The sequence below is a fragment of the Blautia sp. HCN-20427 genome (assembly GCF_037890365.1).
In the GTDB taxonomy this organism is placed as follows: domain Bacteria; phylum Bacillota; class Clostridia; order Lachnospirales; family Lachnospiraceae; genus Blautia.
Genome location: NZ_JBBKBX010000005.1, coordinates 37,822 through 53,522 on the forward strand (window position 1 = coordinate 37,822; position 15,701 = coordinate 53,522).

At 32.3% G+C, this 15,701-nt stretch carries 17 protein-coding genes; 2 read left to right on the plus strand and 15 right to left on the minus strand.

The features are described 5' to 3' along the window. Window position 1 precedes the first annotated feature (1 nt). Both WKT17_RS04260 and WKT17_RS04265 read right to left on the minus strand, forming a co-directional pair. Window positions 2-787: an ABC transporter permease gene (locus WKT17_RS04260; RefSeq protein ID WP_117689883.1), complete on the minus strand. Its 786-nt coding sequence runs from the start codon at window positions 785-787 to the stop codon at window positions 2-4. Beyond that, window positions 780-1,703, minus strand: a complete 924-nt coding sequence (locus WKT17_RS04265) for an ABC transporter ATP-binding protein (RefSeq protein WP_055056064.1) — start codon at window positions 1,701-1,703, stop codon at window positions 780-782. Before WKT17_RS04265 ends, WKT17_RS04260 begins: the two co-directional genes overlap by 8 nt. A gap of 163 nt (window positions 1,704-1,866) precedes the next feature. Here WKT17_RS04265 and WKT17_RS04270 point away from each other — a divergent pair, with 163 nt between their 5' ends. Both WKT17_RS04270 and WKT17_RS04275 read left to right on the plus strand, forming a co-directional pair. Then, complete coding sequence (locus WKT17_RS04270; RefSeq protein ID WP_055056065.1) at window positions 1,867-2,559, plus strand: response regulator transcription factor; 693 nt, start codon at window positions 1,867-1,869, stop codon at window positions 2,557-2,559. Then, window positions 2,559-3,953 (plus strand): sensor histidine kinase, encoded by a 1,395-nt coding sequence (locus WKT17_RS04275; protein ID WP_117689881.1) that lies wholly within the window; start codon window positions 2,559-2,561, stop codon window positions 3,951-3,953. The genes WKT17_RS04270 and WKT17_RS04275 overlap by 1 nt, the downstream gene beginning before the upstream one ends. A 39-nt stretch (window positions 3,954-3,992) precedes the next feature. Here WKT17_RS04275 and WKT17_RS04280 read toward each other — a convergent pair whose 3' ends face one another. The 13 genes from WKT17_RS04280 to WKT17_RS04340 form a co-directional block, all read right to left on the minus strand. Then, entirely contained in the window at window positions 3,993-6,095 is a 2,103-nt protein-coding gene (locus WKT17_RS04280) for a peptidase domain-containing ABC transporter (protein WP_117689880.1), read from the minus strand. 70 nt (window positions 6,096-6,165) lie between these two features. After that, a complete protein-coding gene (locus WKT17_RS04285) occupies window positions 6,166-9,303 on the minus strand; it encodes a type 2 lanthipeptide synthetase LanM family protein (RefSeq protein WP_117738813.1) in 3,138 nt (1,045 codons plus the stop codon). Between the two features lie 100 nt (window positions 9,304-9,403). Next, entirely contained in the window at window positions 9,404-9,607 is a 204-nt protein-coding gene (locus WKT17_RS04290; RefSeq protein WP_055056069.1) for a plantaricin C family lantibiotic, read from the minus strand. 354 nt (window positions 9,608-9,961) lie between these two features. After that, window positions 9,962-10,126, minus strand: a complete 165-nt coding sequence (locus WKT17_RS04295; protein WP_117689878.1) for a helix-turn-helix domain-containing protein — start codon at window positions 10,124-10,126, stop codon at window positions 9,962-9,964. A gap of 93 nt (window positions 10,127-10,219) precedes the next feature. After that, the gene (locus WKT17_RS04300; protein WP_117689877.1) at window positions 10,220-10,717 is read right to left on the minus strand and encodes a hypothetical protein; all 498 of its coding nucleotides are present in this window, start codon (window positions 10,715-10,717) and stop codon (window positions 10,220-10,222) included. Between the two features lie 59 nt (window positions 10,718-10,776). Beyond that, on the minus strand, window positions 10,777-11,106 hold the full coding sequence (locus WKT17_RS04305) for a winged helix-turn-helix domain-containing protein (RefSeq protein WP_117689876.1): 330 nt from the start codon (window positions 11,104-11,106) through the stop codon (window positions 10,777-10,779). A 96-nt stretch (window positions 11,107-11,202) separates the two neighbouring features. Further along, a complete protein-coding gene (locus tag WKT17_RS04310) occupies window positions 11,203-11,478 on the minus strand; it encodes a hypothetical protein (protein WP_117689875.1) in 276 nt (91 codons plus the stop codon). Window positions 11,479-11,585: 107 nt separating this feature from the next. Then, window positions 11,586-12,242: a hypothetical protein gene (locus WKT17_RS04315; protein WP_117689874.1), complete on the minus strand. Its 657-nt coding sequence runs from the start codon at window positions 12,240-12,242 to the stop codon at window positions 11,586-11,588. Window positions 12,243-12,336: 94 nt separating this feature from the next. After that, the gene (locus WKT17_RS04320) at window positions 12,337-12,474 is read right to left on the minus strand and encodes a hypothetical protein (protein WP_158555573.1); all 138 of its coding nucleotides are present in this window, start codon (window positions 12,472-12,474) and stop codon (window positions 12,337-12,339) included. Between the two features lie 8 nt (window positions 12,475-12,482). Next, window positions 12,483-12,620, minus strand: a complete 138-nt coding sequence (locus WKT17_RS04325; protein WP_158555574.1) for a hypothetical protein — start codon at window positions 12,618-12,620, stop codon at window positions 12,483-12,485. Window positions 12,621-12,632: 12 nt separating this feature from the next. Then, window positions 12,633-12,770 carry a hypothetical protein gene (locus WKT17_RS04330; protein WP_158555575.1) on the minus strand — a complete coding sequence of 46 codons (138 nt, stop codon included), beginning with the start codon at window positions 12,768-12,770 and terminating at the stop codon, window positions 12,633-12,635. A gap of 12 nt (window positions 12,771-12,782) precedes the next feature. Beyond that, on the minus strand, window positions 12,783-12,911 hold the full coding sequence (locus tag WKT17_RS04335; RefSeq protein ID WP_340271873.1) for a hypothetical protein: 129 nt from the start codon (window positions 12,909-12,911) through the stop codon (window positions 12,783-12,785). 210 nt (window positions 12,912-13,121) lie between these two features. Further along, on the minus strand, window positions 13,122-15,698 hold the full coding sequence (locus tag WKT17_RS04340) for an ABC transporter permease (RefSeq protein WP_158581115.1): 2,577 nt from the start codon (window positions 15,696-15,698) through the stop codon (window positions 13,122-13,124). Between the last annotated feature and the right edge of the window lie 3 nt (window positions 15,699-15,701).

Here is a 15,701-nt window from a genome sequence, read left to right on the forward strand (position 1 = left end):
TTTATTCCCCCCTTTTCTTGTACAAACAGTCAATTAATAGTATTGAAATTCCTGCCATAATCCCAAGAATTAATATTACTTGAAAAGTTGAAGGAATTAATCCATTCATTTGTACAAGGTTCATATTAATTCCATGTCTTTTCATATCTCCAGCACTCCAAAATGTTGTAAGCGGCGTAGGAAGTAACCATAATATTGTCTTTGGTAATGCATCGAAAAGTGCTGTTGCACTCATATTTAAAACGCTATAAAAAATACATAATAAAACAGAGAAAACATAAGTACGACTAAAAAATACCACTATAACAATCAATGGTAATGTTCCTGCGGTAATAAATATTCCTGTTTCAACCGCCAGAAATATTTTGTATCCTAAACCGTATACATCTAACGTAAACATACCAACCAGAACTGTTGCTACCGTTGATGCTATGCAAAATACAACGCCTATAATAAATAGCACTATAATTTTTGCTGTAACTACTTGCGTACTGGATAGTGGGATTGTTTTAATATTTTTAAATGTATCATTATCACGTTCAATAAAAAACAACATAGCAGCTACTACTCCGATAATACAGGGTAATAAAAATTGGATTCCATACCCCAATACCATATTAAATAGTCCGTCAAATGCGTCCGCTTTATCAATATATTGCTCCATCATAGCTGGTGTTGTCATTAAATAAGCCAATGGAAGCGGAAACATAAATGCAGCTAAAGTTACTAAAAGAATAAACTTTTTTCTTTTCAGTTTTTGAAATTCAACCTTAACTAATTTAAGCAATTCCTTCACCTCCGGTCACCCTTTTAAAATAATCTTCCAATGTTTCTTCGCATAAATGAACTTCTGTAATTTCCAATCCTTGCTTTACAAAAACATAAGTAATTTCTGATCTAGGGATTGTTGTATTATATAATTGAAGTCTATTTTTATCACATATTTGAAAATCATCACATTCAAATTCTTTTCTTAAAATTTCCGCTGCGCGCTGGCTATCCGATACCATAAAATTGACATAGCGACTATTTTTTTTCGCCAATTCTTTCATACTTTCTTCTTCAAGTAAAATTCCCTTATCAATAATCCCTATATCATCTGCCAGTAATTCTATCTCTGATAATATGTGACTAGAAATCAAAATAGTTTTTCCCTGAACATCACATAACTCTCTAATAAACGAACGTACCTCTGCAATACCTATAGGATCCAAACCATTAATAGGCTCATCTAATATCAGCAAATTGGGATTGTGCATAACTGCCAATGCAATGGCCAGTCGTTGTTTCATCCCAAGTGAATATTCCGCAAATAACTTTTTATCACGATAGGGCAAACCGACAACTTCCAAAGCATCTCTTACACACTTACTTTTATTTAATCCTCTAAGCTCCGCAAAAATACGAAGATTTTCAGTCCCAGTCAAATTAGGATAAAATCCTGGTGATTCTATTAAACTACCTATATGCGGTAAAATATCTTTACTATTGGTTTCCATACTTTTCCCAAATATTTTTATGTTTCCCGATGTCGGTTTTGTTAATCCTAACAGCATTTTCATTGTAGTCGTTTTTCCTGCTCCATTACGTCCCAACAGTCCATAAATTCTTCCTTTTTTCACATGCAAGTTCATTGCAGAAACACTCTTTTGCTCTCCATACTGTTTTGTTAAATTATTGGTTTGAATAATATATTCACTCATTTTTTTATACCTCCTTTTTTTATACTGTAATTATATACCAACTACATTGAGATTTCCTTGAAGTAACCTTGAGGTAACCTTGAGATTTTCCTCTTTCTCTATACTTCTTTTTCCACAAGATGTATAATAATTTAAACTATAAAATTTTAGGAGATAAAAATATATGTATGATAAATTTATACTTATCGTTGATGATGAACAAGAACTACTCACCCTTATTAAAACAATATTTGAAAGAGCAGGCTATACAAAAATAATGACCGCAACATCTGGAGAAATGGCTTTACAAATAATAAGAGAAACTCTACCTGACATGGTTATTCTTGATGTTATGTTACCTGGTATGGACGGATTTGAGGTATTGCAAGAAATCAGAGCCCTCAGTAAACTTCCGGTTCTTATGCTGACCGCCAAAGATGCAGCCGAAGATCGTTTTTCTGGTTTTGAATTGGGAGCAGATGATTATTTAATCAAACCATTTTTGCCTAAAGAACTATTGTTACGTGTTCAAGCTATTTTAAAAAGAAGTTATCCTACAGAGAAACGAATTATAGAATTAGAAAATTCTTTTATAGATATTGATAAGGCAGAAATACATCGTGAAAATAAAATTATTCCTTTGACTGCTAAAGAATACAATATATTATTAAAACTTGTAGATAATGCCAATCACATTGTAACAATAGGAACTCTTTGCCAAACTGCTTGTGGTGAAATGTGGCAAGGGTATGAAACTACCCTCATGACACACATTCGGCATCTTCGAGAAAAAATCGAAAAAAATCCTTCTTCTCCTGTTTCACTGCTAACAGTTAAGGGGCTAGGATATAAATTGCTAGTGAAAGGAGTAAAATAATGAAGCTTGCCAAGCGTTTTTTTAAAAAATATCTTCTTTCCACCCTTATTATATTGATTTTATTTTTTGTACTAAATATTATTTTAATATGTGGGACTTTACTCATGGCATGGAATAATTCTACTGATCCAGATATACCCGTCCAAACCATTAGCAAAAATATCACGCTCAATGTAGATGGAACAATTTCTTCTACTGATTATATAGAAAATATTCTAAAAAATAAAAGTGCCTGGGCGATGATTTTAAACGAACAAGGAAATGTCATTTGGGAAAAATTTTTACCCGAAGAATTGCCAAGAACCTATTCAAATTTACAAATAGCCAAGTTTAGTCGGTGGTACTTACAAGAATATCCTGTTTTTATCCAAGAACATTCTGCCGGCTTATTGGTTATCGGGTGCGAACCTAATAGTATAACAAAATACAATTTTTCAATAGATATTAATTATATTCACAGCCTAATAGTCGGTATCTTTTTAATGATTTGTTTTAATATATTACTGATATTTATATTATTCTGGCGTAATACACATAAAATAGAAAAATCTATAGTGCCAATCATTGACGGTATTGACTCTATTGCTCAGGGAAAACCCATTACCCTTTCAGAAACAGGTGAACTTTCAAGTATAAATGCTGAACTAAATAAGGCTGGAAAACATCTTCTACAAAAAGAACAGGCGCGTGCCGAATGGATTAATGGTGTTTCGCATGATGTCCGGACACCTCTTTCTATTATTTTGGGATATGCTTCTGAAATCGAAAAAAATGAAGATGCTTCGCAACCTGTACAACTACAAGCAAGTATAATTCGTAAACAAAGCGAAAAACTCCGTAGCCTAATCGCAGATTTAAATTTAACTTCAAGACTAGAATACTCTATGCAGCCTTTAATAAAAACCAGTTTTTCTCCTGTGGAAATTGCCCGCCAAGTAATCATTGGCTTTATGAATGGACCAATAGACAACAAATATTCTTTTGACTTTCATTCATCATCTGATACGATTCCAGTATTGATCAAAGGAGATACGGAACTTTTTTCAAGAATGCTAAGCAATCTAATTCAAAATTGTATTAATCATAATCCTCATGGTTGTGAAATAACAGTTGAAATTTTAAAAGAAAATGATACCTGTATTATTTCCGTCATTGATAATGGTGGCGGTATGACTTCTACACAAATAGAAAAAATGAATAGTGGTATTTTTCCTAATAATATGTACAATTCAAATGGGGAGTCTGTTCATGGATTTGGTCTAAAATTGGTTTACCAAATATTAACCGCCCATAACGGAAATATCAAATATGAAAATATACTTCCTCATGGCTTAAAGGTCATATTAGAGATACCTATTGAACATATTGATCCGTATGAAGAAAAGATCTCTTAAAAGAACAGGTGAAAGCCATTATCTGACTTTCACCTGTTCTTAATTATTTACACTATCATAATATGCGCCCTTTAACTGAAGTAGTTCCACATGTGTTCCGGATTCAATTATTTTTCCTTTTTCAACTACGTATATTGTATCAGCATCTTGTATGGCATTCAGTCTATGTGTAACTACAATCTGGGTAATATGTAGTTGTTTCAAATTATTACATATTCTTCGTTCTGTAAGAGGATCTAAGTTGCTTGTGGCTTCATCAAAAATAATAACTTCCGGTTTCAGTGCCAATGCTCTTGCTATAGCAATACGCTGTTTTTGTCCTCCTGAAATGTTCTGTCCATTTTCTCCCACAAATGTATTAAGTCCCAATGGGAATTTTTCTATATCATCTTTCAGTTCTACTAAATCTAAATAATGATATATTTCCTCATCTGTCAACGTATTTGTAATATCCACGTTTTCTCTAATTGTTCCATTCATTGCCATTGGAACCTGAGTAACTATGGCAAATATCCGATCTATATCCTCTTTGCATATTTGTTTTATATCTTCCCCGTTTACTAAAATTTGTCCTTGATAATGAGAAAAGACGTTCAATAATAATTTTGTAATTGTAGTCTTTCCACTTCCTGAACTTCCTACAAATGCTATCTTCTCCCCCTTTTTTAGCATCATACTAACATTCTCTACATCTGGCTTCGTGCTTCCATAGTAAGAAAATGTTACTTGCTGCATTTCCATAGACTCAAATGAATTAATATGCTGAGTACCATTTTTACGGTTAGATTTATAATTCATTAACTCTTTTAAACGAATCATTGTTTCCTTTAAAACATTAATTTGAGGTACCACCAAAGATAGAGTTTGAAATGGACCTGTAAAATATCCGGCAAGTGTGACAAAGGCTATTAACGTTCCTAATTCCAACCTATTATCACAAACCAAGTATCCTCCTATAACGTAAAGTATCAATGAAGAAGCTATTGAAAAAGCCCCCACCACCGACTCCATAATATCACTTATTTGTACACGCTCACGTAATCTCTTAATTAAATGCTTATAATCCTGTTTCAGACTATCACTCAGCATATTCTCTATTCTCATGCACCTTATTTGCTGGATATTAGTCAAAGTTTCTACCATTCGTGCCTGTAATGCACTCTGATCTGCAATATAATTTTTAACCTTTATTCTAGCTTTTTGATTTAAAATCATTACTATTGTTATCTGTATAACAGTCATTACTATTATAACTGCAAACAATGGTATTGACTGTGTTATCATCATTATTCCGCAAAAAACAGCAGTAACCACATCTATCACTGTTGAAATTAGAGCTGTTGATATAAATTCGTATATATCACTGACACTATTAAAGCGATTTTCAATATCTCCTGATGAATGGCTTTCAAAATAACTTAAATCAATATCAAATATTTTATTCAGCATTAAAAATATAGTATCTTTGTATATATTATTCTGTAAAATAAGTATTACCCTTTTTTTAGCTAAATTTGCAAGTAAATAACTTAATGCCACTGATAATATCAGTAACGCATATTTTACAAAATTGAAGCCTAATGTATCATACGTTATTTCATTGACTATTTTTTTTATAATGAGCGGTGGAATCAATATAATTCCCTGTGTAACCAACGTTAGAATACTTGCCAGAAATAATTTGCTTTTATTTATAGGTATAAGAAAAGACTCACGTTTCTCACGTTTATAATTCTTTTCTGTTGGTCGAACACATACAAGTACATCTAAAAAATTCTTTTTAATAGATGAATAATCAACCTTTTCTTTTCCTTTTAAAGGATCTAAAAGTATATATTTCCCATATTTTTTCTCCGCAACTACAACATAATGATTTTCTTTTGAACACATGATAATCGGTAAACATTTTATCAAATTTTCTTCGGTTTCGTAGTTTCCATACGCCTTGAATGAAAAATTATGTTCTTCCGTAATTTCTTTCATTTTTGCTAAAGACATACCATTTCTTCCAATACTTGTTGTAGCTTTTAATTCACTAATATCTATCTTATATTTATAATATTGGAAGATCATTGTCAATGCTGCTATACCACAGTCTGTTGTCCCCATCTGGCGAATCAATGGCACACTTTTTTTGTGCATAAATACACCTCCCTAGTATAATAAATTAGTATTGGAAATAATAAATTCTATTATTTCCAATACTATCATTTTAGACTTCCAGAGCAATTACACAAGGTAAATCTTTTTTTATATCTCGCAGCAAAGAATATCCCATGCCACATAGTCCTGTCATAAATCCTTGCAATTTATATCCATATAGATACGCATTATCGCAATCAAATACACCATTACATACATTCTCAGCAATAATATCACGAATATCTACATAATATTTTTCTATCTTTTTATCTGAATGGTCTTTTAAATATTCAAATAAAATTTCTGTATTACCTAAATTACCATGACATAGACAATTGTTTCCTAAAATTCCCTCTTTTAAAATTGTATTCACTGCTACTTTTATATCATTTTCTATCAAATCCGAATACCGCCCATTCAATATGACATTTACTTTAGATCGGCTAAGCAATATGCCTGCAGCGCCATGACACCAAGCAACGGTAAAACTTCCTCCATCAGATGCTTTTTCTCCTGCATATACCCTTTCGTCTTTCCAATTTCCTTTTTCTTTCACAAATAAAGAATTTTCAAATTTAATGCCATCGAGCAGTGATAATAAATACTCCTCTTTCTGAGTCACCTGCCATAGTTTTGCCAGTGCTAAAACTATTCCAGATGCTCCATGTGAAAATCCCGCTAACGGCGAAGTTCTTCCATCTCCATTCCATCCGCCTTTAATAGAGCCTTCCTTTTCCTGAGCATTTACTATTATATCTCCTGCTATTTCTGCCGAAGCGATATACTCTTTATTTCCGGTTAGCTGATACATATTGATCAATGTAATAACTGCGCCTGCATTACCATAGACAAGATCAAAACTGTTATCTCTGGTAATCGCTTTCTTTAATATTTTATAGTGCTTTTTTGCATAATCCAAATATTTTTCTTTATTTGTAATTTTATACAGTACCTCATAAGTGTACATTATAGACGCTTCTCCACCAAAGGCGCCACTGCTTTCATTTTCTATTCCCTCATTTCGTTCACACATCTCATCTGTGTATGTAAATAATTCCTTTTCAATCGCATTGCATATAATAAGGTACTCCTTTTGGGGATCAACAGTATACAATGCGTTAAAGAAAATTGCTAGCCCAGACATTCCTTCATATAAATAGGTACCAAGTGGTCTTATATCCCATGAGCAGTCATCTTCATTTCCTATTAGAGTAACACCAATCCAATTAACTTCTGTTCTATCTTTATTAAAAACAGCAGTTTTTATAAGAGAATCAGCCAATTTCTGAACAGCTTTTAACAGATGAGCCTTATTTTTTTCTCTGTGCGGAATCATTTTCATTTGTTGAAGCTCTATCTTTTTATCCTCAACCTGAAATTCGTTTATCTCTGTCAGAATAATATTCATGAACATTAATTGCCTTTTTAAATCATCTTCATCTAACAATACTATCTTTTTCTTTAAGTGTTCCAAACTGGTATATTCAAAATAGTCTTCGATTTTCTCACCTTCTGATCCGAAAAGAGATTTACCTGATGTATTGAGATAAAAATATGGAATGTCCATGTTTAACATGTCTTTTATCTCACATTTCACAACACCTTTATCTCCTTGTGTAGCTTCATACTGTTTAAATAAACTACACAAAAACATTTGTCTATCTCTTCCATCTTGCATAAAATCCGGATGAAAAGATGTGTGTAATAACATAGAATATCTTTGGGTATCCTGAACTAAATGGCGAATATTTAAATTACCAAACATATCGGCATATTCAAGAAACTTTTCTTTGTTCTCCAAAACATATTTATACGCATCTTCAAATCCTGCATTTATTTCTTTTAGATAATGAAATGCTGATACATTTTCTCCATCTAATTTAACAAGATTTTGATTTACTCCAGTTGTAGGATGTTCATATACAAATCTCATATTTGAAGTACATAAATCCGCTATTTTAGGAATAACTATAGGATATTCCTTTCCCTCACTACCTTTAATTGCACTCATATCTACGCCTTGGCCCAAATTTGAAAACCTATAGTGTGGCAATAAACCTGAGTATAATACTGACTCATGAAGGATATAATTTATTTCCTCCTTTGCAGAATTTGTTCTCCCTCTTCTACGGTTATCTAGTATAGTTTCTGCATCTATAATAATTGGATATTCTCCTGCGGCAATCACATTTTCTTCATGTAAATCATTTGTATTAAGAATATAACTACCGAAAATCAATATTCCAAATCTATAAAAATACCGTCTGATTTCATCCTCTGTTTTACAACTTTTATAATATACAAATTCCTCCCAACCATACTCCTGACAATCTAATATTTTTGGTTCATACATCTCATATTTACAACCAGCATTTATCTTTCCCAGAAAATCGAAATACACTTTTTCAATTTTTAATGAACGTGGTTTATACACAATTTTAGTGCCATTATCCAACTTAAGAATACTTACCCCATTCCCTTTTTTATGAGAATCCGAGATATTAGAACTTATTTCAACTACATTTTTAAATTCTAAACCTCCACAAAATTTATTCGCAATTTCATTTTTATCTTTATTAAGTCTTTCTAATAAAAGTACATAATAAGAAGATAAGTTTTCTACGGTTTCTGTAACTGAACGTAGTAAACATGGATATATATTGAAAAGCTCCTGTTTATACGATTTCTTACTTAAAAAATTATTATTATAATAATCGTATTCTTCCTCTGAATTTCTTCCATTCAGTTTTCCCGTCTTCTTACAAAGATACATTTCAAACATTAATATTCCAAGACTGATCTTCCCTAATCTCTCTAATAAGGTATTTGCGTATGTATCTATAATAGAATCCGTCAAAAAAAGACTTGTTCCATTTTTTAATATGTCTATTCCGTAATTGATTAAAGGTATAAAAAAATTATCAAATGCCAATTTTTCTCCTTTGAATCCGGAATAGTTATAATTGATTGGTTTTTCAAATAATTCTATTTTTACCTTTTCCATTTCTGACATCACGTGATTGTTTTCACATACATAATTTTCAGAATTTAAAACTTTTACTAAATCAATACCATAACATTTCTCAGCAACTCTTAATGTATCTTCTCCTAAAATCTTTTTCCAATATTCAAATATATCTTTTTTATTTTCTGCTTCTGATGTTGTATAACTTCTTTCTGTAAAATATGATGCTCTCTCAGTATTCATGTTCTTAAACACCCCATTCTGCTTTCCATTTCAACTCACAATTCGTATCTGTACTGCACAAACTTCAATTAACGCTTACCCTCTTTATCAACACCTGTGTTTATTTCTTAGGGCAGCAAGGTTTCAGCAAAGTACCAAAATAGCATTCTGCTGTACTTGTACATAAAACTCCGCCGGAATTTCTGGTTTCACCAGCTCCTGCTACAAATTTGTTTAAATCTGCTTCCTGCAGCTCCATCATAACGTTACCAGCTGGATTGCTAAAGTTTTCTTCTCTTGTAATAGGATTTCTCATTTCACTCATAATTATTTCTCCTTTCATAAATCAATTTTGTACAGTACAGATACTAATTCTAAATTGAAATGGTTGAATTATTTTCTTCTGTTCCTTACATTTTAGATAATACACCTTTTATTTCTTGAAATTTTATTCATGTAATAAAATCGACTGTCTATGTAATTTTTGTTAGAATATTAATAGTTTTGTTTTTTCACATCTTCCATATAAAAATATTACTGTCTACCAACGTAACCGTTCAAAACAAAAATCTTTTCTACAATGTCAAAAGCGGATATGCGCTAAATCGCATATCCGCTCCAAATTCTTTCAAACCGCAAATAATATTTCCCTATATATTCTCTGCAACTCTCATAATATTCAATTATCCCACCATATTTTTCGATATTTGCTAGGTGTCCTCCCATACTTCTGCTGAAACGCCTGGTTAAACGTCCATTGGCTTTCAAATCCGAATTCAAGATAAATATCCATAATCCTTTTATCTGTATTTTCCAGCAGATTGGAATAATAATGATGTAATATTCATCACCAAAAATGATTATCAAATTTCAACAAAAAGATGTAAATAATATCAAATACACCGTCTACCTTTTACCTCAATTTTTTTAATCAATCTTATTTCCGCTTACCAACATTTTCTTTTTTTAAAATTTTAGAAGTTTTTACAAGTGCTTCTATTAAAGTTAAACCTGTCAGAATTACAGCAACCCCCATCATAAATAATGTCCATGCTTTGCCCTTATCAAAGGTTACCAAAATAGCTATCACAGCTACAGGCATGTTTATATATCCTAAACTTGTTGCCCATTGAATAAAAAAGTTCGGCCAAAACTTTTTCTCTTCTTCCACTTCATTCACTGTTTTCACTTTTTTGGCGAAATAAAGCATACAGACTATAGATACAGCTATCAGTATTATTTTCCATACACAATTAACTTTCGTTTCCTCTGGTGGAAAAAAGGTATCTATCATGATAACTGCTATTCCAATGATAAATGCTATTTCACTATACAATCCTGAATAAGCGGAATCTTTCATGTCATTTACTTTTTTCTCTAAAGCAGTAATTACAGATTGGTGATACTGTTTTGCACTTTTCTTATTTCTGTTCATGTAATAAATCCTCCATTAATAATAACATACTATTTCATCTCAATTATATCTCCCAAAAACTATAACTTTTTCAACCGATACCCCACATTGACCAACGTTTCGATAATATCATGTCCCATCTTTTTTCTTATCTTCCATATCACATATTCTACTGTTCTGTATGGTATCTGATCATCATGATAATGAATACCCCATACAGAATGATAAATATTTGTCTTTGGCATTACCCAGTTTGGCTTTAAAGCCAGTAGATATAAAACTTCAAATTCCCTGGGTGTCAGGTCTATCTCCTTTCCTTCGTAGATAACCTGATAGGACATTGGATTTAACTGTAATTTCCCGTTGCCCAACACTACATTCTCTTTATATTCTGGAAAAACATACTTCATGTGTATGCCTCCTCTTGATTTGTAAATTCAACTTTTCTCATTCCAGAAAGAAATACTGGACGAAAACTCCCCGCCCAGCACTTCTTCAATTATCAGTTATTTTAATGCACTCTCTATATCCTCCGCTGCCTTTTCCATAATTTGAAGATACTCTCGGAGCTTTTCAGACTGGATATTTTCCTTTTCTGCAAGTGAATTGATCAGAAAACAACTTGTTTTTATGCAGCTTAGCGGATTTCGGATATTGCTCTGCAGTTCCGCCCGCATAGTACGATAATCATTTTCTATATCCAGTGTCCTTGTTACTGCCCTCTCACAAATATCCAGTAGTTGATTGATACACTCTGCCAACTCCTGCACCGGATTATTCAAATACCTGCACCTAACTCTTTGTTCCAAACATTGTTCAGAAAGAATACCATTCAAATCATTTAACAGCAGTCTACATTCTCTATCACATTCCATTTCTACAGTTCCATTCATGCGCGATAATCAATAATAGAAAATTCCTTTTTCTCAGGTCGGTATTTGTATATAAGATCATAGGCGCCATAATTTTCGTCTAAATCTTCACTTATGTAAAGAGCAGCTATCCCCAAACTTTTTGCTGCATGATAAGTAAGTATTGCAAGATCTGCCTTACTCTGCTCTTGCATTCTTTTGAATAAATCGAATATCACAACAACCTTTCTGCCTCCAGAAAAGGCACGCGCACAGATACATCTCATTTTTTCTCTATGATTAAGATCCGAAGGATATTTTTGTAATAAGTGGCCTATGTCAAAAGCCTTAACCAATTCCTCTATATTGGATTTATCTCCATCTAACAGACTTGGCATAGAAATGTTTTCTTCAACCGTCATAAATTCAATCAGCGGAAACTCTTCTGCCGCTATTCCAAACAAGCGCCTGTTTAAAAGAGAACGACTATTTTCGTCCAAATCAAGCCAGTCTTTATTACATACAAATATCTCTCCTGTTTTTGGTTTTTTATATCCGCAAAAGATTTCAAAAAGTATCCGTCCAAAATTTTCCCCACACATAAAATAGCAAACTTCTTTGGAATTTACCTCAATGTTTAAATTTTGTATATGGGCTTCCTCATCTGCCATATTTTCAACTAGAAATGGATACATAGTTTCTCTCCCTTTGTATTAAAAAGGCACTAGATAACAGAAAATTCTTACCTAGTGCCTTTTTCTAAACTGCCTTTGTCTGTATTTGCAAGTTTTACCACCAGCTAGTTACTACTGCTGTACAGTTATTGTATCCACTCTCCATACAATCGTGTAAACAGTCATCAGGATCACAGTACTGTACTTCAATTTCAAATATTTCTTCCTGTACTGTTCTTTTTAATTTCTCCATAATAACTCCTATCTCCAACCGGTAATAATCGCATCACAGTTATTGACCCCTGAGTGTATGCAATCATGCAGACAATCATCAGGATCACAATACTGTACTTCAATTTCAAATGTTTCTTCCTGTACCATTTTTTCTAATTCCTTCATAATGACTCTCCTTTATCTCCAACCGGTAATAATTGCATCACAGTTATTGACCCCTGAGTGTATGCAATCATGCAGACAATCATTAGGATCACAATACTGTACTTCGATTTCAAATGTTTCTTCCTGTACTACTTTTTCCATTTCCTTCATAATGGCCTCCTTCTACCTCCAACCGGTAATAATTGCATCACAGTTATTAGTTCCTGAGTGTATACAATCGTGCAGACAATCATCAGGATCACAATACTGTACTTCGATTTCAAATGTTTCTTCCTGTACTACTTTTTCCATTTCCTTCATAATGGCCTCCTTCTACCTCCAACCGGTAATAATTGCATCGCAGTTATTAGTTCCTGAGTGTATACAATCATGTAGGCACTCGTCTGGATCGCAATACTGCACTTCGATGTCGAATGTTTCTTCCTGTATTACTTGCTCTAAAATCCTCATACTCTTTCGCCTCCTTTCCAAGTAATTTTATATTTAATAAACTTAAATATCCTATCCCTCAATTCTAAGTTTTTCTACAATACTGCCTTTGCTAAATACCTTATATAATAATTTAGGTAAAAATATTGTTAGTATAACAATATTTCCACCTATAAGAATAGCTGGCCATATTACCATATCAAAATGCATAAACCATGTATCTTTACAAATCGGACCAATCAATAAAAATCCCGATACTAACGAACACACTAAGCCTAAAAGAGCTGCATAAACAGAATATAGCAGACTTTCTCCTGTTATCAAAACTTTAATCTGTTTTTTGCTCATTCCCACACTTTCCATTATGGCAAATTCTCTTCTCCGACTCAAAATATTTGCAATTGTTAAATTCAAAAAATTGATAAGACCTGAAATTCCAATAATACAACTAACAACAATTCCCACTGCATAAATTGTATTTTTCATACTTTCCATATCCTGTTTTATCAACTCAGCAGAATTAAATCCAACTTTTCCTTCAAAATTTTCAACGAATACTTCAATCTCCGATGAAATTTGTTTCATATTTTTTTCATCGACATTGAATGTATAATTCATGATTGTTGGATTTTGATATAAATCTACAAATGATTTTGAGGAAAGGTAGAACATCGGTGCATCTCCTCCAACAATATTTATACCTGTCGTCATATTAGGAGCCTCATATTCTGTCGGGCTAACATACGCATGTGCAATAACCGTATAAAGTTTTTCCTCACCATCAACAAAAGCCTTTATTTTATCACCTAAATTGCATTGAAATTCTCTCGTATCTTTTGAAGTACGTGAAACTGGCAATGCTTCTATCAAGAAATTCTCTTGCTCCATTTTATGAAAAATACTATTCTGCTCTATACCTGCAATAGAGTCTACTAAATTCATTCTCTGGTAAACATTTTCATCTATTCCATAGACATTACAAATTGGAAAATTATTATTTCCCAGTATTACACGCCCATTTTCTGTAGCTACCATCTTCACTCCATTTTCAGATATAATTTCATCTTGTATTGGTGCATTATAATCAAATGTAACGTTTAAATCATCTAATGTATTTTTATATATAATCCCTTCCGCATTAATTTTAAAGTTTGCCTTAATGCTATCTATTACTTGGGGTTCTAAACCATCACTATGTCGTGTATAACCTTTTAAATTATTAAATAGATTACCACTTCCGATTTCAATATCCGCAGCACTTTGTAATCCAACCCCTTTTTCTATACTAATACTATTTGCCAGAATAAAAACTGAATTAAAAAACACACAACATAATGCAATAGATATAACAATAAAAATACTTCTTTTTTTGTTTCTTCTAAAATTATCATTTGCCATTTTAATTATGCTAAATTTATGCGTTTTTTTCTTTTTCTTATTTTTTCTTATTCCCGTTTCCTTTATAGCTACCAATGGGGAAATTTTAGATATAGTACGTAATGGTTTACCAATACTTATTTTAACCGTTGCAATCGTAAATATCGTTGCCACAACAAAAATCAACGGATTTGGTGCTATTACTATTTCTGTTTTTAAATATTCACTTGCAATAGTATTCACTGTAAACGGTAAAATAGATTTACCGATAAAATACCCTGTAACTAAACCAACTGGTATTCCTAGCACAAGTAACCACAATGTCTGGATTTTAACAAGTAATGCAATCTGAGATTGTGTCGTACCAATAGTTTTAAGTAGTCCATAATTTTTTATATCCTGCATAGCTGAAATAGAATAAATATTATTAATAAGCAAGTAGCCTGCCAAAATAAATAAAACTATAAAGATAATCACTGCGCCAATCACAGAAAAATCCAATTGTGGATTTGTAATTGAATTCACTGCACCAGATACAACATCTTTTCCTTTTTGCTCGTTAAAACCTTCAATGATCTTATTTATTTGTTGCTCCACGTTCTTTTTAGATTCAAAAATCACCTCTGAGAAATACGTTCCAGCATATTCCATGTCCTCATCGTATGTATAGGGAAACAAAGATTCATTTTTATTCATAAACTCCTCTGACACTAGCAATACACTAACTTGTGAATTTCTAGCTTCCCACCATCCGGAAACTGTCATTTCATAAACATAATGCTCTTCTCTTAAATCAAATTCTATCCTGACCTTTTCTCCTACTTTGGGTGTTACTCCTAAACTTTCTAATGCTTTATCTGTAGTAGCAATTTCATTAGCCTTTTTCGGTGCTTTCCCATGCGTTGGCCTATTAAAAGTTAATTCTTGCTCTATTTGATCCATATAATCAATTTCAACATTATGATTCTTTGTATTACTTGCAAATCCTATCGGTCTTCGACAACCACTAACTTTTATGTTGCTATTTTCCTGCAACTGCTCAAACTCATTTTTTGTTAAATATCTTATATCTCCGTCTGCTTTACTTCCCTTTTGCATCTGCATAGTAGTCTGTATTGATTGATATGTTCCCGTACAGATTGTTAACATAGAAGTAAATAGCATAGTGGTTAGTATAATTGCCAAAATAGTAATTATATTTCGTGTTTTACTTTTTCCAAAATTCTTTTTTGCAAGATTAAAGATACACTTTTTATTTCTAGTCAAATACACCGC